Consider the following 20,052-nt stretch of genomic DNA (forward strand, 5'->3'; position numbering starts at 1 on the left):
TCGATGATCGAACGCATCGTAGAGTTCTCGGTCCGCCGAAGATGGCTCGTCGTGCTGATCGCCCTGGCCGCCGCTGCATCGGGCGCCTGGTCGCTGACGAAGCTTCCCATCGACGCCGTGCCCGACGTCACGAACGTCCAGGTGCAGGTCAACGCCGTGGCGCCGGCCATGACGCCGGTCGAGATCGAAAAGCAGGTCACCGTCACGTTGGAGACGGCGCTCGCCGGCATACCCGGTCTGGAATCGACGCGCTCCTTCTCGCGCAATGGTTTCGCGCAGATCACCGCGGTCTTCGGCGACCGGACCAACATCTATTTCGCGCGGCAGCTCGTCTCCGAGCGTCTCAACGAAGCCAAGTCGGGTATGCCCCCCGGCGTCGACGTCCGGATGGGACCGGTCTCGACGGGCCTCGGCGAGATCTACTGGTGGGCGGTGGAATACGAAAAACCCGGCGCTTCCTCACCGATCCGCGACGGGAAGCCCGGCTGGCAGACCGACGGGAGCTACCTCACACCGGAAGGCGAGCGGCTCACGGACGACTTCCAGCGTACTGTCTACCTCCGGACGGTGCAGGACTGGATCGTGCGGCCGCAGATGAAGACGGTGCCCGGCGTCGCCGGGGCGGATGCCATCGGCGGTTTCGTCAAGCAATACCAAGTGCAGCCCGATCCGGCGAAGCTCGTCGGCTACGGGTTGTCGTTGAAACAGGTGGTCGAGGCGATCGAGGCCAACAATGCCAGCCGCGGTGCGAATTATATCGAACAAAACGGCGAAGGATACGTGGTACGCGCCTCCGGCCGCGTCGAGAACCTCGGAGACATAGAGAACATCGTCGTCGCGACGCGTGGCGGCGTGCCGGTCCGCGTCAGGGACGTGGCCGACGTAGCGATCGGGAAGGAACTCCGGACCGGCAGCGCGAGCGTCGACGGACGCGAGGTCGTGCTCGGAACCGCGTTGATGCTGATCGGCGGCAACAGCCGGACGGTGGCGGCCGCGGCGGACGCCAAGATCAAGGAGATCGGCAGAACGCTCCCGCCGGGAATTTACGCCCACACGGTCCTCAACCGCACCCAACTGGTCGACGCCACCATCCAAACGGTCGCGAAGAATCTCGCCGAAGGCGCACTTTTGGTGATCGCCGTGCTCTTCGTCCTGCTCGGAAACTTCCGTGCCGCGCTCGTCACCGCCCTCGTCATCCCGGTCACGATGCTCGTCACGGCGAGCGGGATGCTGCAGGGGCGGATCAGCGCGAACCTCATGAGCCTCGGTGCGCTGGACTTCGGCCTCATCGTCGATGGCGCCGTCATCATCGCGGAGAACAGTCTCCGGCACTTGGCGGAACGCCAGCGCGAGTTCGGCCGCGCCCTGTCGCTGCAGGAGCGCCTGGACACCGTGACGGCATCCACCGTCGAGATGATCCGCCCGTCCGTGTTCGGCCAGATCATCATCATACTGGTCTACACCCCATTGCTGGCCTTCTCCGGCGTCGAGGGCAAGACTTTCGAGCCGATGGCGCTCACGGTGATGACCGCCCTCGCCGTCGCCTTCGTAGTGTCCCTGACGTTCGTCCCGGCGGCCATCGCCATCGCGATACGCGGGCGCGTCAGCGAGCGCGAGAACGTCATCGTCAGGACCCTGAAGCGCTGGTACGCCCCGCTCCTCGCTGGCTCGATCGCGAGGCCACTCCCCATCATCGCCGCCGCCGGGCTTCTCTTCATCGGTGCAGCGCTCCTGTTCACGCGTCTCGGCCAGGAATTCACCCCGACCCTCGACGAGAAGAACATCGTCATGGAGGTGAAGCGCGTGCCGTCGACCGCGCTCGCGCAGTCGCAGCGGATGCAGCTTCTCATCGAAAAACAGATCAGCACCCTGGACGAGGTCTCGTTCGTCTTCTCGCGCACCGGCACGCCCGATCTCGCCGCCGACCCGATGCCGCCGTCGGCCTCGGACACCTACATCATCGTCAAGCCGCAGGACGAATGGCCCGATCCCACGATGACGAAGGAGGATCTGATCAAGAAGATCGAGGCGGTGACCGCAAAGCTTCCCGGCAACAAGATCGGCTTCTCGCAGCCGATCGAGATGCGGTTCAACGAGCTGATCGCCGGCGTGCGCGAGGATCTCGCCGTCAAGGTCTTCGGCGACGACTTCGAGCGGATGCAGAAGACCGCCGGCCAGATCGCCGACGTCATCCGGAAGATCGACGGCGCCGAGAGCGTGAAGACGGAGGAGACGACCGGTCTCCCGTTCCTCGACATCAATATCGACAAGCGGGAGATCGCGCGGCGGGGCCTGAGCCTCGCCGCGGTGCAGGACCTGATCGCCACCGCCATCGGTGGCACCGACGCCGGCCTCGTCTTCGAGGGCGACCGGCGCTTCAAGATCGTGGTGCGGCTCCCGGACGAACTGCGGGACAGCATCCCGGCGCTCGAGGAGCTTCCGGTCCCGCTCCCGCATGCGAATGCGAACGCGCCGGCAGCGTCCATCCCGCTCCGAAACATCGCCTCGTTCGAGCAGACCGTCGGCTACAACCAGATCAGCCGCGAGAACGGCAAGCGCCGGGTGGTGGCCACCGCCGAGATCCGAGGTCGGGACATCGGCTCCCTGGTGACCGAGGCGCAGGCGGAGGTCGCCGAACAGGTGAAGTTGCCACCGGGCAGCTATCTCTCCTGGGGCGGACAGTTCGAGAACTTCGCGGTCGCCCGCCAGCGCCTCGTCTTCGTCGTGCCCGGGGTGTTCGTACTGATCTTCATGCTGCTGTTCGGGGCGCTAGGCTCTGCACGGGACGCGGCGCTCGTCTTCAGCGCGGTTCCGCTCGCGCTGACTGGCGGAATAGCTGCGCTCTGGCTTCGCGGTATGCCGTTCTCCATCTCCGCGGCCGTCGGCTTCATCGCGCTGTCCGGCGTGGCCGTGCTGAATGGTCTGGTCATGCTGACACAGATCCGGAGGCTGATAGTCGAAGGGGTGAATCCCGGAACGGCGATCTGCGAGGGGGCGCTGACCCGCTTTCGACCCGTCGCGATGACCGCGCTCGTCGCCTCGCTCGGATTCGTTCCGATGGCGCTGGCGACCGGGACGGGTGCCGAGGTCCAGAAGCCGCTGGCGACCGTCGTCATTGGGGGGCTATTGACCGCGACCCTGCTCACGCTGGTCGTTCTGCCCGCCTTGTACGCCCGTTTCGCCGTTCCCGCCGCGGCGTACAGGCGCAGCGGCTCGGTCGTGCCCCTCGTCCACGACCGAGCGGCGGAGTAGCGGCCCATGCTGTCAGTCCTTGCCCACCGCACCTACCGCCATCTATTCGCCGCCCAGGTCATCGCGTTGATCGGAACGGGATTGATGACCGTCGCGCTAGGATTGCTGGCGTTCCGTATCGCCGGCGCGAGCGCGGGGACGGTGCTGGGGACTGCACTCGCCATCAAGATGGTCGCCTACGTGTTCGTCGCGCCGGTCGTCGGCGGCCTCGCCGGACGCTTGCCGCGGCGAACCTTTCTGGTCGCGATGGATCTGACCCGTGCCGCGGTCGCCATCGCGCTGCCCTTCATCGACTTGGTTTGGGAGGTCTATGTCCTCATTTTCGTACTGCAGTCGGCTTCCGCCGCCTTCACTCCGACGTTTCAGGCGACCATTCCGGACGTGCTTCCGGAGGAGCGCGACTACACACAGGCGCTGTCGCTGTCGCGCCTGGCGTATGACTTGGAAAGCCTCCTGAGCCCGACGCTTGCGGCGGGCCTGCTGACCTTGGTCACCTTCAACTGGCTCTTCTTCGGAACCGTGATCGGCCTCTTCTGTTCGGCGGCGCTGGTGGTCTCGGTCACGATTCCCAAGGCGCCGGCGACACGACCCTGCCGCGGCTTCTACGAGGACACCACACGCGGCATGCGCATCTACCTGGCGACGCCCCGCTTGCGGGGCCTGCTGGCGCTGAACCTCTCCGTGGCTGCGGCGGGATCGATGGTGTTCGTCAATACCGTCGTCCTGGTGAAGGGACGCTGGGCGGAGCAGACGGCAACGTCGCGGTCGCACTCGCCTGCTTCGGCGGCGGCTCTATGGCGGCGGCGCTCCTGCTGCCACGCCTGCTCGACCGGCTGCCCGACCGAAGGATCATGCTCTCGTCGGCGGGAATGCTGGCTGCAGCGCTGATCGCCTTCGGCGCGATCATGGCGATATCCGGACACGAGGTCGTCAGGCACGCACTTCTGCCGACGTGGGTGCTATTTGGGATGGGCTACTCCGGCGTGATGACGCCCGCCGGGCGCCTGCTGCGCCGGTCGGCCGGCGCTGCGGACCGGCCGGCCGTGTTCGCCAGTTCGCGTTGTCTCACCTGTGCTGGCTGTTGACGTACCCGCTTGCCGGGTGGCTCGGCTCGTCCGCCGGGATCGCGCCGACCGCCTGGGTGCTCGCAATCCTGACGTTGAGTGGCGTCGCGCTGGCGTTCTATTTCTGGCCGGCCGTCGAGGCGGACCTCGTCCCTCACCAACATCCCGAGCTACCGCCCGATCACCCGCATTTGCGCGGGCAGTCACCGGATCACGCGCACGTCTATGTGCTCGACGACCTGGATCCTCGGTGGCCTTAGGACTCGCGCGGTTGCCTCCAATCAGGGGCGGCTTCCCCCCGGAAATTCCGACCTATTCGATCAACCTGCTGCCCCCCGCAGGCGACAGAATGATGGTTCAAACCGTGAGGGGAACGTTGGATCGGATGCGGACATTTGCGAAGGCCACGCTGCCGGTATGTACCTGCAGGCCGATGAAGCCCGAATCCGGATCCTCGCTCGTCATGCGTCCGCGAAAGCGCTCGTTGGGGTCGGCAGGGTCAGCCGTGAACTTCGTCGACGGCTGACCGTTGAGCAACACCTCGTACGTACGACCAGTCACGGTTATGTCGAAGCTGTGCCATGTGCCGGCCGCAAGCCTCTGCCCGTTCGTATAGTTCTGCTGCCCTGGCGAGGTGCCGATCGTCTTGACCTTGTAAATCGCACCAGTGCGGTTGAAGAGGAAGCCGTCGAGTTCGCCTTTCCGGGTATCGCCCCGCGCTTCCTCGTCGATCTGAACCTCGTAACCGGTGTCGACCGCCACAGTCGCGAGATTGCCGGGTACGTCGGGCCCGGGTGTTCCCGGCAACTCGGGCAACTTCGGATTGCGGAAGCGCAGGAAGACCCCCGAATTGTCGTTGCTGTTGCCCCGGGGGTGCGGGAGGCAGAAGTCCAGCCGCAGGGTGAAATCGTCGAACTGCTCGGCCGCGTAGTAAAGCAACCCGATGCCGTTCGAGTCGGGCTGCGCGATGAGGGTTCGCCGGACCAGGGCGAAATTTCCGCCTCCCACCCGGTTCCATTTGGCGAAGAGATCGGCGGATTTTTCCGAACCATCGAATAAATATCGGAAGCCGGCCTCGGCGACCGCGGCGGGTGGTGGAGGCAGCAGATGATCGCCCAGACGTCGGGCGAGCGCGATGCCGGTCAGCATCGGGTTTGGCGAACCGATCGTCGGAAACAGAGCAGGACCGACAACATAGGCATTCTTGACCCCGTGAAAGCGGCAATTCGCGTCGGTAACGGACGCTGTCGGGTCGTCCCCCATGCGCAATGTGCCCGCTTCGTGGTGCGTCGAGCCGAGCGGATCGCGCCGGCCGTTTGGGTGCTGATCGCGCCGCACGTGAGGAATGACGGCCGCAACGCTCGTCGCATCCGCGCCGAGCTGCACGTCCGCGCCCGTAACGGGATGCAGGAAGTCGACCTTGTGGCCGTTCGCAAAGACAACCGCGAGTTCGTCGGAGGCCTTGTCCATTGCCTCCCAGAGCTGCACGTCCTTCGGGTTCGGTTGCAGGTTCACGAAGGCCTTGCGTTCGCCGAAGTCAACCTGGGCGGGGTCGAGATCGAGCGTGACGTTGCTTGCGGCGTTATTCGCCTGCATCTCGCCGATGCCGCGGATCGTAACGATGACATGCGAATCCGTGGCATTCAGGTGCTGCTGGACCGTGTCGATGTCGGGGACCTTCTGAAACAGCTCCGCCTCCGAATTGGATCCCGCATTACCGAGGCCCGACGCGGTGATCTGGAAATGGAAGTGTCCGAAAGTGCCGTCCGGGTTGTTGTCCGCCCCCAAGAACGGATGCCGACCCTTAAGCAGCAGTGCAGAGGTTTGCAGCGCTTTCACGCTGGGGGAAACGGTGCTGAATGCCTCGCGCGGCACACGCAACGTGACGTTGGAACGTAAGTGAGCCATGAGGTTGGTGCCGATCCGACCGTCGGCTCCGAAGGATGAGAGGGCAAGCCGCGTGCTCTCGATGGTGCCGAGGGCCACGATCACCTTCGCATCGGGCGAGAGCGGAATGCGTCCGCGCTCGGTGAGTACGCCGTCGACGAGCACCCCGTCCGGATCGTTGGTCACGGTCAGTCGCGACACGTGGCAACGCGGTACGACCATCAAGCGCTTGCGCACGTCGTCACCGGGCGCTTCGCTGAAGGCCCCCCTCGCCGCCTTGATTAGCAGCGGCACTGCGCTGAATTTGTTGAGCGGGAAGAAGCCCGCATGTTCGGGCCGCGCCTGGACAGCGAGCGGCGCTTCCAGTTTTAGCTTATTGCGCATCTCGGCTTCGATCTGCTGGCTCTGGGCCGGATCCGAGGGCGGATTTGGTGGCGCCAGTCCGAGAAGACCGGCGAGATCATCGAGTGTGGGCGGCGTATCGAGGATTTCTACCGGAGGGGCCTCGGGCAGAGTGGCAAGGTCGACCGCGCCGGAAATCCGATTGGCGGTGATCGCGCCGTAGAGCTGCTCCCGCATCCCATGGTGCAACTCGCCGAAGATATAGTCGTTCGTCGCCACGACGCCGATCTGCTGTCCGGATTGGCGGAAGTAGCCGTTATCGCCGTTCGGCAGCTTCTTCGCGTTGAGGTCGTCGAGCACAGCCTGTGGCCAATCGGTGCGGGTCTCCGTATCGAGCAGCCGCGGAGACCACCCGCCCCACCAGATCGAGCGGCCGCCGACGCAGTAGGCCAGCCCGGATGCCGCATAGCCAAGGACAGGGGCAGCGTTCCACGACAGTCCCCAAACCTCCCGACCGAGATTGATCGACGGGAGGTTCTGCATGTGCTCGGCAAGCAGAACCGGTCCAGCTTCGAGGACAAGGATTCGTTCGGATCGACCGGTGCTGCGGAACCACAGATGCTCGGCGACGGCAGAGCCGAACGTGCCCCCGCCGATCACGACGAAATCGAACGGCCGCATGTCGCCACGGCCCGGCAACGGATTGCCCTTGATGTCCCGGGCGTTGGCGCGATAGGCCGGATCAGAATTGGCGAGCGCTTCGTCGAAAGTGTTGCAGACGTAGCGCCCCAGCACGTCGAGAGCGAAGTCGGTTGGTTGCGAGGACGAGCCAATGTTCATGGAGCACTCCAATCCTGGGCTTCGCACTCACGTCGGACCGACGGCGCAGGCCCTTACCGCTTATAGATCCGCAGCGACGTTCTTGACGTGAATTACTTCACACTGATGATCAAAGGTTGTTTCTGCCGCGAAGGCCGGCGCCTTAGGGTACTGGAGATGTAGATCGCCTCGCCGGCATTCCACCGCTGGCGAAAACGCATGAACAACTTGCCGGTGACGCAGCGCGTGAGTGTGTCCGTGCAGCACGTGCGGATCGAACATGCGCGAGAATGGGCCACGCCACACCGGCAGAGATATTGACCATTGCGGCCCTGGCATTCGGGAGCAAAGACATCGCTCATTTTCGAACAATGCTCATGACGGCGAGTTGGTGCACTGTTCCAACGACGAAGGGAGATACCTATGAGCAAATCCAGATCGCTGGCACTCTCGACAACTCTCGCACTGGCTCTCGCATTCGCCGGGACCTGTGCACAAGCCCAATCCACCCAAGTACAACCGTCTCAGACGCCGCAGCAGTCCGAGCAATCCCGTCAACAGGATCGCAGTCGCGCAGAGGACGTCAAGATCGGGCGGGACTGGAAAGCCGAGGGTGGCGAGAGCGACCATGCCAACCAGGCAACACCGGACGACAGCCATCAGACCGTCGGACGCGATTGGCGGGCGCATCCCGAGGACCAGGAGCGCAAGTAGCTATCGAGGCGGAACTGGCGACGCCTGGCGCGCGGCGTGACCTTCGAAGAAGGAAAGCGGAAAGCCGAAGGTCAAGCCCGCTCGAATCTCGTTCGCCGGGGCCTCCCGGTGAGCGCATGACGAACCGCGACGTCGAAGCTCAGATCGTCTCGGACCCGGTAAATCAATCCGACCAAGCCGGAAAACGTCTCCTCCTTTCCGAACTCATGCTCATAGAAGATCTCGGCTACGGGCCGCAGTGTCCACGTCGCCGGTCCTTCGATGATGACACCGAGGAAGAGGTCGCCGTGATGGTCGCGGGTCAGGGCCGTCTCGGCATTCAGATGGATGGTCCCCCAATCCCAGCGCTGTGAGACGATCCCGGCCAGGCTTAAACCGACGCCTGAATCCCCGGTGCTGTCAGGTAACAGGACGCCAAATTCGGTCGCAATGCTTGGGCCGGTCTTGTCCTGCAGGCTCCCGGGTACCACCACATGCTTGAGGAACGCTCCGGCTGCGGTCAGGCTGGTTGGTCCAGGTGGAGAAAGCGGCGTTTGTCCCTGACCCTCGAAGACGGCTTCCCAGTCTTCGCTCAAACCGTAGTTTATGACCCAAGCCGGCGCGATTAGACTTGCTCCGCTCTCGTCGCGCAGACGGCCGGCCGGTTGCAGCTCGAATTCCATTTCCCCTTTCTTTGCGACGGCCGCATCGGTCCCGTCGAAGGGGCGATAGGCCGACGCTGGAGAAGACCAGGCCACCAATTCCAACGCGACCAACAGGCTGGACGCGAGCCTTCTCGAAAAGTTGCGAAAGCCTCGGCTCAATACGTGCATGCACGTCCTCCCGCATTGTCGATCTCAAGGCATTGGCTTGAACACCCAGATCGCTGCCGGTCCGGAGGGGCCGGCACGCACCGCTACGAACAGGCGGTCCAACTCCGGCACAAAGAGCGACGTTCGCGCGCCCGTTGCCGTCGGCAGGCGTGCGATCCGTCGATAAGTCGATCCATCGACTTCAAACACGTCGACGTAGCCGGCGCCGCAGCTCACGTAGACACGTTCACGTTTTGCATCGACGAAGAGATCATCGACGTCGCCGCAGGTGTCGGCACGCGCGATCGGCTTGCCGTCCGTCGCGAATACGACAAGTGCGGCGGGGCTGCGAAACGCCAGAAGCACGCGGCTGCGGCCAGGATCAATGGTCATCGCGAAATTGCCGCCCTTGTCCATCGGCCAGTTGGAGATCTGCTTTGCGGATGCGCCGTCCACCACTGCGACCGCGCGCGCATTGGGCAGGTTGACAAAGATGCGCCCGCTGCCGGGCTCAAGCTGGAAGCTCTCCGGATGCGCCTTCAATGGCACACTCAGGACCTTGCTGCGGGTCGCCGGATCGAGGACCGCCAGACCACCATCGCCATAGCCGACGATGACGCGCTTGGCGGCCGTATCGATCCGGATGTTGTCGGCATCGCTGCCGAGCTCGATCCGTCCAGTCGCCTTGTATTCGTTGGCGTCGTAGAGACGGACCGATCCATCGCGCGCGCTGGCGACGTAGAGTGTGTCGGTCGATGGTTCATAGCCGACGCCTTGGGGTTCGCTCAGCCCCGTGATGGTCTTGAGGAGGCTATGTGCGGCCAGATCGACCACGCCGATACTATCATTGCCGAGTTCGGCCACGAACAATCGCTGCCGCGTCAGGTCGACTGCGAGGTGATCGATCCGGCCGCGGACGTCGCCGAGCGGGATCTTGCTTTCGAGTTGGAGAGGCGCTTTTTCTGCTGCGGCTTCGGTCGCTGCCGCCAGGGTCGGAATGAGCCCGTCGATGCGCCGGACGATCAGGTCGCGCGTCGTCTCATAATCATCGATACCCAAGGGAATGCCGGACCAGTAGGTCACGTTGGCGTCCCCTCGCCGCTCCGCCGGAATTTCGTCGAATGCTACCACCAGACCTGCCGCCATGTCTTCCCGGACGAGCTGTTGTGGCGTGTTGGCCGCCTCCAGACCGTCCAGTGAAAGGCCGTCCTGGATCCGCACAGGCAGCGTCCGATAAAGATCGATGCCGCGCGAGACCGCTCTGAATGGTAGCGCTCGCTCCTGCGCGGCCTTGTTGAAATACGCCGCAGCGATCTGGCTGTTCACCACCCCGTGCTGGCAGACGAAGACGACAGTCTCGCCATCAGCCGCTTGCGCCGGGGCGAGCGATGTCAGCAGAATCGCCAGGACTACGATCGCCAGGCGCAGCCCTGTCTGAGCATTCCCGAGCAGCGCTCGCATCGTCCGCATCTCACTTCAGCCCCGTGAGCACCCATGCCGGTTGCAGGATCGGATAGGCTACCAGTCCAATGACCGCCGTCGCGGCAATGAGCAAGGGATTGCTCACCTTCCAGCGGAACAGCACGGCGAGCGACACGATCCCGATCAGCGCGGTCAGCCAGTCGCCGCTCGCGATCTTGCCGAGCAGGAAGCTTGCACCCAGTATGGTTCCGATCGCCGCCGCATATGCGCCCTTCACGAAGCCCTGCACATTCGGATTCTTGCGGTGGCGCGCCAGCAACGGCGCCACGATCAGAACCAGCAGGAAGGACGGCAAGAAGATGCCGACCGTCGAGACCAGGGAGCCCCAGAAGCCCGCCACCAGATAGCCGACGAAGGTCGCCGTGATCACGACCGGCCCGGGGCTCATCATGCCGATCGCGACGGCCACCAGGAATTCGCGCTCGTTGAGCCAGCCGTACTGCTGAACCAGGCCCTGTTCGAGAAACGGAACGATCACCAGACCGCTGCCAAACGTGAGCGAGCCTGCCTTGAGGAAGAACAGCAGCAGCTTGCCCAGCGTCGAGCCGGTCGCGGCCGGCACGGCCGCGGGTGCCGCTGCAGGGATCAACGCAAGCTGCAGTGCGACGGCCGGACGCCTGATGTGACCGTAGTAGACGATACCGACGATGCCTGCCCCGATGAACAGCAGCGCGACCTCGGCCTTCAGGATCACGGTGACGGCCAGACAGACCGCCGCGATCACCCACTGCAGCCAGTCTTCCATGCCGAGCTTGGCGAGCCGATAGCAGGAATGCAGGATCAGGGCGATCACGGCGGGGCTGACGCCGTAGAAGATGCCCGTGACCGGCTGCAGATCTCCTAGATGGACAAAGAGTGCGCCGAGCGCCGCGACGATGACGAAGTTCGGCAGGATGAAGGACCAGCCACCGGCCCACGCCCCCCAGAAGCCGCAGCGCAAATAGGCGATGAAGATCCCGACCTGGATCGCGAGCGGGCCGGGGAGCGACTGACAAATGGCGATGGTCTCGCGCATCTGCTCCTTGGTAAGCCACTTCTTGTCGTCGACGAGCTCGCGTTCCATCTGGCCGACCAGCGCGACCGGCCCGCCGAACCCGAGAAAACCCAGTCTGAGGAGGTATCGCACCATCTCGTCCATTCTTCCGCGTTCAGTGCTCGTCGTTGTCGTCGTCATCACTTCTCCCCGTCCCCGTGATATGCAGGCTCAAAAATGCCGTCGAGCGGACCCCCGAGCCCCGTCGGCTTCAGCTCGAACCGCTCGCCGCTTTGCGTCACGCGATAGCAGCTGTCCTCCATGTCCTTGAGGAATAGGCAGAGCTCATTCTTCTCGATGCGCCATGTTCCCACCTGCTTTGCGCCCATCGAGTAAGTTCGTAGCGTCCCGTCGCTGTCATAAGCAAACCGATAGTGGACCTCGTCGGTCAGTTGCTTACCAGTGAAAGCCGCTCGAATCTGCGCGCCGGTTAACGTCCGAACGCTCTCGGCCGCGACAAAGCCGGCATCGAGAGTGACCAGTCCCCCGATGCCGGTAGCGAGTGCCGCGATGAGACACCTCGCAAGTTGGCTCTTCGATTCCGCCAGCCTCACTTTTTGCACGCCTTCCGACACATCTGGTACTCGGTCTTGCAGGGGGGCCGGCGTAGTTCTTCATGCAGGCGGCTCGCTGGTCGGCGCAGACCTTGCAAGTTTGTGCGCGCGCCGCCTATGGGGCAGCAAGCAGACCGGCCAACGCGAACACCGCGGCGGCAAGGTTTCTCATCCCTCTCACCTCATCTCTCCCCGGTTTTCCTTCGCGTATTGATCGTAGAGCGCGGAGGCGAGTCCCAGCGAAGGCCTCCATGTAGACGTCGATATAGCGTGCTGCCGCAGCGCCGAAGTCCATGTGATAGGCGTGCTCATACATGTCGAGCACCAGCACGGGACGGCCGCCGGCGAGCGTGGTCGTATGATCGGCGGCCCATTGGTTGACGAGCCGCTTGTCGCGGGGAGAAAAAGAAAGGATCACCCAGCCGGAGCCCTCGCCCTCCGCCTTTCCCATCGCCGCGAACTCCGCGCGCCATTGTTCGATGCTCCCGAAGTCGCGCACGATCGCCTCGGCGAGCGCGCCGTTCGGCTTGCCCGCACCGCCGAGACCATCGAAGTAGTTCTCATGCAGGATCATCGAGTTCGCCGCGATCAATTCTTCGCGTTTCAGGCCGTTGATGACGAAGTTCGGCGCCTTGGCGAAGTCCAACTCGGCGAGTTGCGTGCTGATCGCGTTGAGCCCGCTTCACCGCGCCGCCGTAGTTGTTCTCATAATGGCTGACTAGCACCCTCTCGGAGATGCCGCTGATCGATTTCGGATCGAACGGCAGCGGCTTGGTTTCGTAAGGCATCGGCGACTCCTTGGCTCGATCTTTGGCTCAACTCTTCGTACTGGCAGTCTTGTCGAGGGCTGCGCGGAGGCCGTCGGCGAGCTTCACGGCGTCGTCGTTCGCCCAGAAGTGCATGAAGAACAGCCTGGGCTGCTCGTCGAGCATGTGGCTATGCAGCGCGGTCACCTCGATGCCATGTGTCCGCAGCGCCAAAATGACCGGGTTGACCTCGTCGCCGGTCAACACGAAGTCGCCCGTGATGGCGGCCTTCCCGCCCCCGGTCGGCTGGAAATTGATGCCGATCGCGACGCCCATCGGACCGACGGGGGTCAAGGGCATGCCGTCCTGCGTGATCGGGTCTCGCCGCTTGACGTTGAACTGATAGACGCCGCCGTTGGCCTGGCCCTTCACGCCGATGATCTGGTCGAGCTTCGCCGTGTCGAGATCGAGGGCCGGCGGCTGGCTCGCGGGAGCCGCGGCCGTCAGTGGCGTCTTGCTCTCGGCCAGCGCATCGTGGACCGCCGAGGCCAGCTTCACGGGGTCGCCGTGACCGGCGACGTGCATGTAGAAGGTCGCTGGGCTCGCGCGCAGCAGATGATTGTGCACGGCGGTGATTTCGAGGCCGCTCGCGATCATCTTCGCCATGACGGGATTGATCTCGGTCTCAAGCAGCACAAGATCCCCCATGACCATGGCGTCGCCATGCGCAGGCTTGAAGGCGACCCAGCCGCCGAGCGCCAGCGCCGGCTTGATCGCCACCCCGTCCAGCGTGACGGACAGATCAGTACGGGGAAAACCGTAACGATGGACGTCGTCCGAGACGGCAGCCTTCCGCCCCAGCGTCTCGTCGACCTTCTGCCAGTCGACGCTCTGCGCACGCGCCGGCGCAGCAAAAGCCACGATGCATGCGCCGAGCGCGACCGTTGCCTGAATTGTCCGTTTCATCGTACTGCTCCTCGAGTTCAGTTTCGCTCTTTGATCTGACCGCTGCTGTCGATGACGAGCGTCACTGGCTTGCCGTTCTTCATCGCCTTGGCGGTCGTGCCTTCTGCCGTCGACTTGATGTCGCTGACCTGCGAGTAGCCGGCGGTCTGGATCTTGGCGATCAGTTCCTCTTGTGTCAGGGCTTGGGCGGGCGATAGCCATCCCACGATCGCCGTCAGCATGGCGGCGCGACAAATCATCGGTATTCGCATTTGGGTTCTCCTGGCATGTGAGTTCTACCCGGGTGCAGCGGAGAAGGGCCGCGATGCCTCCGCTCCAACTTCTTGCCGTTGCGGCAAGCCAAGACGAGCGTTCGGCGGAGAGCTCCGTGTCGATGCACGAGATCGATGAGCCTCGGCGCGGTCGACGCGACTATCGCTGGGAAAGGTGTCGGGCGAAATGTGGATGAGGAATGAAGGCATGCTGCGCCCTTGGTGGACGCGATTCTTGGGCATGTCGCCTCGCGGGGAGATCGCAAATCCCCGATGCCCTGAATTGAACTCCCGGAGCACCAAGCTGTCAACACGCCGCACCCGAGACTCCACGCGGGAACATCACGTAGATTTCAGTGGTTCCGAGCCACTCCGGCGATGCCGACATCGAGCGGCCGCGCCCGGGAGAAAGCCTCTTCGCTCGTCTTGAAAGGCCCTGACGTTCTCCCGTACAATGTTCCCGAGGGGACAAGCAGACTCCCCGTGAGACTTCGGTCCAAGCTCTGCGCAGCACGCACCACGTGGAGCTCGCGCATGGACACCGAAAGAAACATCCCTCAACGCACCGTCGCCATCCTCTCGCGAGGAGACGCCGTCGCGCGTCGGGATGCGACCTCGAAAAACAGCCGCTTCGTCGACGTCTTCGAAGCACTCGCCGCCGTCGGCGTCGAAGGGCGCCCGGCGATCTATGATGAAAGTTTTACCGAGGAGGTCCGCGAACAGTTGCTCGCGGTCAACGGCGTGCTCGTCTGGGTCAACCCCATTCAAGACGGCAGAAACCGCGCCGGTCTCGACGCCCTGCTGCGCGACGTCGCCGCCCAAGGCGTGTGGGTCAGCGCTCATCCGGACGTCATCCTCAAGATGGGCACCAAGGAGGTACTCTATCGTACCCGCTCGATGGGATGGGGAAGCGATACTGCGCTGTATCGAACCGCCGCCGAGATGGGCGCAGAACTGCCGACGCGCCTGGCCGACGGCCCGCGCGTGATCAAGCGCAACCGCGGCAACGGTGGTCAAGGCGTCTGGAAGGTCGAGAAGCTGCCGGCTTCCCTCAAGATAAGGGTGCTCGACGCAACAAAGGAGGCGTCCGAGGAACTGCCCCTGGATGATTTCCTCCGTCGCTGCGCGGAGTATTTCGAAAACGGCAGCGTCATCGACCAACCGTTCCAGCCTCGCCTGAGCGAGGGCGTGGTCCGCTGCTACATGGCCGGCGACCGCTGCGCCGGCTTCGGCTATCACAAAGTCAAAGCCCTGGTCGACTCGCCGGCCGCGCGTTCCGAGGCCGGACCGCGGCTCTACACATCGAATGCGGACCCGCGCTTCCAGCGGCTGCGCCGGCTGATGGAGGAGGAGTGGACGCCACAACTGACCTCGTTGCTGGATATCGCGCGAGACGACCTGCCTGCCATCTGGGACGCCGACTTCATGCTCGGCCCCGTCCAAGCCGACGGGAGCGACAGCTACGTGCTCGGTGAGATCAACGTCAGCTCCGTACATCCCTACCCGCGCGAGGCGCCGGCGGAGATCGCCAGGCGGGTTGCCGATCGGCTGCAGTTTAAGCTTTGACGCATGCTGACGGTCAGCGGGCTCAAGCGCCTGCACATCTCAGTATCATTCGACTTGCAGGACGGCGAATGCGTCGCCCTGCAAGGGCCTTCCGGGGTCGGGAAGACCCTGCTGCTTCGTGCCATCGCGGATCTCGATCCCAACGAGGGAACGGTCAAGCTGGACGGAACGCTGAGAGAAGCGATGCCCGCCCCCGCCTGGCGAAAGCGAGTGACCTACGTCGCCGCCGAGCCCGGCTGGTGGTCGGACACCGTGCAAGCGCACTTCACGGACTGGGATGACGCCCTGCTGCTGGTTAAACGCTTGGGGCTACCGGATGACTGCGGACCCTGGCCGATCCAGAGGCTCTCCTCCGGAGAGAGACAGCGGCTCGGACTTGTCAGGGCGCTCATGCTGCGATCGCGGGTGCTCCTGCTGGACGAGCCGACCTCGGCGCTCGACTCGGCATCTGCCGCCTCCGTGGAATCCTTGATCTCGGAGCGCGTTTCGTGTGGAACGAGCGTCGTTTGGAGCACCCACGACGACGCTCAGGCCCGCCGCATCGGGTTGAGGATACTCGCGATGAGGCCGGACGGCTGCATCGAGGAACGCCGACCGTGACCTACATCCAGCTTTCGTACGGCGATCTGGTCCTGCCCGCCCTCCTTGTCGTCATGGACGGAGTCCTCTCGCTTGTTCTCCGCCTCAAGCTTGAAATGCAACTGGCCATTGCGACCGCGCGCATGGTGGTTCAGCTAGTCCTCGTCGGATACGTGCTGACGTTTCTGTTTGCGGCCGTGTCGCCGCTCTGGACCGCTCTCGCCGCTCTGATCATGGTCCTCTTCGCATCGCGGGAGATCGTCGCGCGACAGAAGCGGCGCCTTCCGGGCGTTTGGAAGTACGGCCTAGGCGCCGGATGCACGCTGCTCGCCGCCGGTACGGTCACAATGTTCGCGCTCCTGACGGAGCTACGCCCCGATCCCTGGTATCATCCGCGCTATGCGCTGCCTCTGCTGGGCATGATTTTGGGCAACACCATGACCGGTATAAGCCTGGGCCTGGACGTACTGACGAACAGCCTGGTGCGCGAACGGGCCGCCGTGGAAGCTTGTCTCGCGCTTGGCGGCACCCGGTATCAGGCCCTGCTGCCGGTCATACGGGACGCGTTGAGAAGCGGCTTCATGCCGATCATGAATAGCATGGCCGCGATCGGCCTTGTCTCCTTGCCGGGAATGATGACCGGCCAGATCCTTGCGGGCGTCGAGCCTGTCGATGCGGTCAAATATCAACTGCTGATCATGTTCCTGATTGCGGGCGGGACCGGGCTGGGGACGCTCGCGGCCGTCTTGGGCGGCGCACGCCTGCTCACTGATCATAGACATCGGCTGCGTCTGGATCGCCTCGCCCCGGAAAAGTCCACTTGAACGCTCTGGACGTTCAGAGGCCATCTCGCTGCGCAATCCTGCTCCCGTCTGTGACCCGGTCGCTGGGGTGCAGCACCACCGGTCCCCCACGCCAGCCCATCGATCGTCTCCATGCCCGTGCCGTCGCCGGACTGCCGCATCATGCCAATCATCCGCATCGCGATAGATGAGCGCCAGCGCCGACGGCGACGATCATCGCGGGCCATCGGGGACGCGAACGAGAAGATCGGCGGTATTCGATAAATAGGCCGATGAAGTTCAGCGCCACCGGCAGGACTGCCCGCGGCAATCTCGCAGCTTCCGAACATCGGTGCGCGGCCCGGCGGACACCAGACGACAGTTTGCAAGGATCTCACTCAAATCAGTGCAGCGCGAAAATCGCGATCATCACCAGGCCTGCCCCGGTCACGCACCAGCAGGACAGTTCAAGTATGCGCATGAAACGGCCCCCGAGGGCCCTGCCCGAGACGAGAATACATCGGGAACCCGGCCCCGGAAACATTTTCCGCCCCTCGTGAATTGAGGATGGGGCTGCGTTGGACGCGGGTCTTGTCATGCCCCTGATGCCGATAGGCGACGTCTTTCTCACGGTCGTGATCATGACCACCGCCTTCATAGCCGAGGTCGTCTTTCTTGCCCTTCTCGGGATGTTCTGATGCCGAAGCCGCTGGCGCGAACTCCGGCCGATTCCCCGTCGGGACATCGCCGACATGGCGGCGTAGGGCGGATCAAATCCGAGGGAGCGACGAAAGCGACTATGCGGTCGACACCGTCCCGCGCTCGCGCGGGCCAGAACGCTCGGAAGGATCGCGGCCGATCTTGGAACGGAGCTCGACGAGGTCGATGAAGACATCCGCTTGGCGGCGCAGTTCGTCGGCGATCATCGGCGGCTGGCTGGCGATGGTCGAGACCACTGTGATGCGGACGCCGCGCCGCTGCAGCGCCTCGACCAACGGTCGGAAATCACCGTCGCCTGAGAACAGTACAATCTGATCTACATGCCCGGCAAGCTCCATGGCATCGACCGCCAGTTCGATGTCCATGTTGCCCTTCACCTTGCGGCGGCCGTAGGCGTCAACGAATTCCTTCGTAGCCTTGGTGACCACGGTGTAGCCGTTGTAGTCGAGCCAGTCGATCAGCGGTCGGATCGAGGAATATTCCTGATCCTCGATGACTGCCGTGTAGTAGAAGGCGCGCAGCAGCGTGGCGCGGCCCTGGAATTCCTGCAGAAGGCGCTTGTAGTCGATGTCGAATCCCAATGTCTTGGCGGCGGCGTATAGATTGGCGCCATCGATGAAAAGCGCGATCTTGTCAGGGGCGGATGACATTCGGGCGCCGCCGTAAATTTGAGCGATGCGGAGGGACGCGCTTCCGCACAAGCTCAGGTCACCGGAATGGCTTATGGTGAGCTGGTTAGGCTCACAATATTGCTTTCGCCCGGAAATTCGACCTCAACTCTAGAGCTACCTCCAATTATTCCAGCGTCCAAATCTTTTCCTCTAAGCGGTCTCTGTGCAGTTACTGCGGATTGAACCTGCGTCCAGATGGCAAGACAGATTACAATGGAAGTCCCCCTGACGGTTTGAGAGTGGCGATGGCAGACCACTTCGCTGTTTTCGAGACCCACTTGAGAAAGCGCGGCCGAAGATGGACGTGGTACTTGTGCACGGCCGACGGCCGCTTGCTGATCCAGAGTTCGGAAGCCAGCCGGCCCGCCGCCAGATACAGGGCCAACCGGGCACTGTTTCAGATGCTGCTCGGCGCCGGTGCCGGATCGGTCCGGCTTTGTGATTCGGATAAGAGCCGGCGGCGCTTGGGTCGCAGCCGTTCAGATAGCTGAGCGGCGCCAGCCTTAACTGGCCGAATTGCGGTTACGCGGCCGCCGCTCGGCCCGCGTCAGTGATCCGGTATTCGATATCGCCGGATGGAAGCGGTTCGGTTTCTACGAGACCCAGCTCCACCAGCCGTGCCACAATCTCATGGTCGAACATCGGCGGGCTGACCCAGGATTCGCCGAGCAGCTTCCTCAAAAATTCGCGCTCCAGATCGGTCAGTTCCATCCTCGAACTCCGCTCATCCAGAACAAGGCCACCATGGCTTCAGCCAGGAACGGAGCCATCCGTCCTCCCGTTGACTCCAGAAGACAACATCCGGGAGGTCAACATGGCCATGGAAGATCGCGAGACGTTCAGCCTTATCGGAAGCGACAAGGTCGAGGGCACGAACGTCTACGGGGCCGACGGCGAAAAGGTCGGCTATATCGAGCATGTCATGATCGACAAGGTCAGCGGCAAGGTTTCGTACGCGGTGCTGAGCTTCGGCGGCCTGCTCGGCATCGGCGACGATCACTACCCCCTGCCCTGGCAGGCACTGAAATATGACACCAACCTCGCGGGCTACGTCACCGGCATTACCCAGGACCAGCTTCGCAGCGCCCCCAAATACGCCGACGAGAGCAGTTGGAATTGGAGCGATCCCGCGCCGCGCGCTCCGTGAATGCCTACTACGGTGTTCCGGTGGCTTGAGCGGCGGGCCACTCGCGGCCGAACGCACCCGCCGTGACGGGACAGGATCGGCCCCGGTCGCAAAGGAGACTTGAAAAGTGAGCAATGCCCTTCGTGTTCTCGTGGTCGAGGATGAAGCTCTGATCTGCAGCTTCATCGAGGACGCCTTGTCGGACGGCGGCTTCGAGGCCTGCTCGGTCCATTCGGGAGAGGCGGCGATGTCCACCTTTCGGGACGGCCGGGAGCAGTGTCGGGCGCTGCTGACGGACGTCAACCTGGGTGACGGCATCAGCGGATGGGAGCTGGCGCGGCAAATCAGGGAAATCACGCCTGACTTTCCCGTAGTCTACATGACGAGCGCCAGCGCGCCAGACTGGAAATCGCAGGGCGTCGATGGCAGCCTCCTGATTGAGAAGCCCTTTGCGCCGGCGCAATTGGCTGCCGCCGTCTCGCAGCTACTGGATACCCGGGGCTAGCCGGGTCGAACCGGGATCGTTGTGAAACTCCGATCCTTCGATCAAGCCCGCAATGTTGGGCGGGGGATCAGCGGATAGTCAACGTGGGGGCGATGCATTGAGCGTGCGTGCGGCCCCAGCGCGAGCCTCCGCCACGGTGACGGACGGCGTCAAGGCCGCGGCGTTCTCGCCGAGTTGGCCGGACCCAACGTCGTAACCCGCC

15 protein-coding genes and 3 pseudogenes are annotated in these 20,052 nt (G+C 63.7%); 8 read left to right on the forward strand and 10 right to left on the reverse strand.

Annotation, left to right across the window (positions count from 1 at the left end):
• Positions 1 to 3: 3 nt before the first annotated feature.
• Positions 4 to 3,252 carry a CusA/CzcA family heavy metal efflux RND transporter gene (locus AAFG50_RS27295; RefSeq protein ID WP_028175453.1) on the forward strand — a complete coding sequence of 1,083 codons (3,249 nt, stop codon included), beginning with the start codon at positions 4 to 6 and terminating at the stop codon, positions 3,250 to 3,252.
• Positions 3,253 to 3,258: 6 nt separating this feature from the next.
• A pseudogene (locus AAFG50_RS27300) lies at positions 3,259 to 4,576 on the forward strand (MFS transporter).
• 97 nt (positions 4,577 to 4,673) lie between these two features.
• On the opposite strand, the gene AAFG50_RS27305 reads toward AAFG50_RS27300, so the two are convergent.
• Positions 4,674 to 7,385, reverse strand: a complete 2,712-nt coding sequence (locus AAFG50_RS27305) for a family 16 glycoside hydrolase (RefSeq protein ID WP_080668248.1) — start codon at positions 7,383 to 7,385, stop codon at positions 4,674 to 4,676.
• A 402-nt stretch (positions 7,386 to 7,787) separates the two neighbouring features.
• Between AAFG50_RS27305 and AAFG50_RS27310 the strand changes: the two genes are divergently transcribed.
• Positions 7,788 to 8,078, forward strand: coding sequence for a hypothetical protein (locus AAFG50_RS27310; RefSeq protein WP_028175454.1), 291 nt, complete (start codon positions 7,788 to 7,790; stop codon positions 8,076 to 8,078).
• A gap of 71 nt (positions 8,079 to 8,149) precedes the next feature.
• Here the strand turns inward: AAFG50_RS27310 and AAFG50_RS27315 are convergent, their stop codons facing one another.
• The 7 genes and pseudogenes from AAFG50_RS27315 to AAFG50_RS27345 form a co-directional block, all read right to left on the reverse strand.
• Positions 8,150 to 8,890, reverse strand: a complete 741-nt coding sequence (locus AAFG50_RS27315; protein ID WP_231166517.1) for a hypothetical protein — start codon at positions 8,888 to 8,890, stop codon at positions 8,150 to 8,152.
• A 24-nt stretch (positions 8,891 to 8,914) separates the two neighbouring features.
• Entirely contained in the window at positions 8,915 to 10,330 is a 1,416-nt protein-coding gene (locus tag AAFG50_RS27320) for a YncE family protein (RefSeq protein WP_231166518.1), read from the reverse strand.
• Positions 10,331 to 10,340: 10 nt separating this feature from the next.
• Positions 10,341 to 11,525: a chromate efflux transporter gene (gene chrA / locus AAFG50_RS27325; protein WP_028175456.1), complete on the reverse strand. Its 1,185-nt coding sequence runs from the start codon at positions 11,523 to 11,525 to the stop codon at positions 10,341 to 10,343.
• Entirely contained in the window at positions 11,525 to 11,959 is a 435-nt protein-coding gene (locus tag AAFG50_RS27330) for a hypothetical protein (protein WP_049832572.1), read from the reverse strand. Before AAFG50_RS27330 ends, chrA begins: the two co-directional genes overlap by 1 nt.
• 94 nt (positions 11,960 to 12,053) lie before the next feature.
• Positions 12,054 to 12,726: pseudogene (locus AAFG50_RS27335) on the reverse strand (Fe-Mn family superoxide dismutase).
• 27 nt (positions 12,727 to 12,753) lie between these two features.
• Positions 12,754 to 13,650: a DUF1259 domain-containing protein gene (locus AAFG50_RS27340; protein WP_028175457.1), complete on the reverse strand. Its 897-nt coding sequence runs from the start codon at positions 13,648 to 13,650 to the stop codon at positions 12,754 to 12,756.
• A 17-nt stretch (positions 13,651 to 13,667) separates the two neighbouring features.
• Positions 13,668 to 13,871 carry a hypothetical protein gene (locus tag AAFG50_RS27345; protein WP_231166519.1) on the reverse strand — a complete coding sequence of 68 codons (204 nt, stop codon included), beginning with the start codon at positions 13,869 to 13,871 and terminating at the stop codon, positions 13,668 to 13,670.
• A 564-nt stretch (positions 13,872 to 14,435) separates the two neighbouring features.
• Here AAFG50_RS27345 and AAFG50_RS27350 point away from each other — a divergent pair.
• Genes AAFG50_RS27350 through fetB form a run of 3 tightly spaced genes read left to right on the forward strand, consistent with a single transcriptional unit; the run spans position 14,436 to position 16,870 of the window.
• Positions 14,436 to 15,467, forward strand: a complete 1,032-nt coding sequence (locus tag AAFG50_RS27350) for a Cj0069 family protein (RefSeq protein WP_028175459.1) — start codon at positions 14,436 to 14,438, stop codon at positions 15,465 to 15,467.
• Positions 15,468 to 15,470: 3 nt separating this feature from the next.
• On the forward strand, positions 15,471 to 16,067 hold the full coding sequence (locus AAFG50_RS27355; RefSeq protein WP_028175460.1) for an ATP-binding cassette domain-containing protein: 597 nt from the start codon (positions 15,471 to 15,473) through the stop codon (positions 16,065 to 16,067).
• The gene (fetB, locus tag AAFG50_RS27360; RefSeq protein WP_028175461.1) at positions 16,064 to 16,870 is read left to right on the forward strand and encodes an iron export ABC transporter permease subunit FetB; all 807 of its coding nucleotides are present in this window, start codon (positions 16,064 to 16,066) and stop codon (positions 16,868 to 16,870) included. Before AAFG50_RS27355 ends, fetB begins: the two co-directional genes overlap by 4 nt.
• Before the next feature lie 755 nt (positions 16,871 to 17,625).
• On the opposite strand, the gene AAFG50_RS27365 is transcribed toward fetB, so the two are convergent.
• Both AAFG50_RS27365 and AAFG50_RS27370 read right to left on the reverse strand, forming a co-directional pair.
• Positions 17,626 to 18,198, reverse strand: coding sequence for an NYN domain-containing protein (locus AAFG50_RS27365; RefSeq protein WP_049832573.1), 573 nt, complete (start codon positions 18,196 to 18,198; stop codon positions 17,626 to 17,628).
• Between the two features lie 543 nt (positions 18,199 to 18,741).
• A complete protein-coding gene (locus tag AAFG50_RS27370) occupies positions 18,742 to 18,930 on the reverse strand; it encodes a hypothetical protein (protein WP_028175462.1) in 189 nt (62 codons plus the stop codon).
• A gap of 103 nt (positions 18,931 to 19,033) precedes the next feature.
• Between AAFG50_RS27370 and AAFG50_RS27375 the strand changes: the two are divergent.
• Together AAFG50_RS27375 and AAFG50_RS27380 are read left to right on the forward strand one after the other, a co-directional pair.
• A pseudogene (locus tag AAFG50_RS27375) lies at positions 19,034 to 19,395 on the forward strand (PRC-barrel domain-containing protein).
• A gap of 77 nt (positions 19,396 to 19,472) precedes the next feature.
• Positions 19,473 to 19,850 (forward strand): response regulator, encoded by a 378-nt coding sequence (locus tag AAFG50_RS27380; RefSeq protein WP_039184846.1) that lies wholly within the window; start codon positions 19,473 to 19,475, stop codon positions 19,848 to 19,850.
• The last annotated feature ends 202 nt before the right edge of the window (positions 19,851 to 20,052 follow it).

This window comes from Bradyrhizobium sp. B039, from assembly GCF_038965675.1.
GTDB classification, from domain to species: domain Bacteria; phylum Pseudomonadota; class Alphaproteobacteria; order Rhizobiales; family Xanthobacteraceae; genus Bradyrhizobium; species Bradyrhizobium diazoefficiens.

Bases quoted from the DNA above. Each gene is read 5' to 3' on its own strand.
- AAFG50_RS27315 (WP_231166517.1), bottom strand. From the start codon at position 8,890: ATGCACGTATTGAGCCGAGGCTTTCGCAACTTTTCGAGAAGGCTCGCG.
- AAFG50_RS27320 (WP_231166518.1), bottom strand. From the start codon at position 10,330: ATGCGAGCGCTGCTCGGGAATGCTCAGACAGGGCTGCGCCTGGCGATC.
- AAFG50_RS27295 (WP_028175453.1), top strand. From the start codon at position 4: ATGATCGAACGCATCGTAGAGTTCTCGGTCCGCCGAAGATGGCTCGTC.
- AAFG50_RS27305 (WP_080668248.1), bottom strand. From the start codon at position 7,385: ATGAACATTGGCTCGTCCTCGCAACCAACCGACTTCGCTCTCGACGTG.
- AAFG50_RS27310 (WP_028175454.1), top strand. From the start codon at position 7,788: ATGAGCAAATCCAGATCGCTGGCACTCTCGACAACTCTCGCACTGGCT.
- AAFG50_RS27350 (WP_028175459.1), top strand. From the start codon at position 14,436: ATGGACACCGAAAGAAACATCCCTCAACGCACCGTCGCCATCCTCTCG.
- chrA (WP_028175456.1), bottom strand. From the start codon at position 11,525: ATGACGACGACAACGACGAGCACTGAACGCGGAAGAATGGACGAGATG.
- AAFG50_RS27345 (WP_231166519.1), bottom strand. From the start codon at position 13,871: ATGCTGACGGCGATCGTGGGATGGCTATCGCCCGCCCAAGCCCTGACA.
- AAFG50_RS27365 (WP_049832573.1), bottom strand. From the start codon at position 18,198: ATGTCATCCGCCCCTGACAAGATCGCGCTTTTCATCGATGGCGCCAAT.
- AAFG50_RS27340 (WP_028175457.1), bottom strand. From the start codon at position 13,650: ATGAAACGGACAATTCAGGCAACGGTCGCGCTCGGCGCATGCATCGTG.
- AAFG50_RS27355 (WP_028175460.1), top strand. From the start codon at position 15,471: ATGCTGACGGTCAGCGGGCTCAAGCGCCTGCACATCTCAGTATCATTC.
- AAFG50_RS27370 (WP_028175462.1), bottom strand. From the start codon at position 18,930: ATGGAACTGACCGATCTGGAGCGCGAATTTTTGAGGAAGCTGCTCGGC.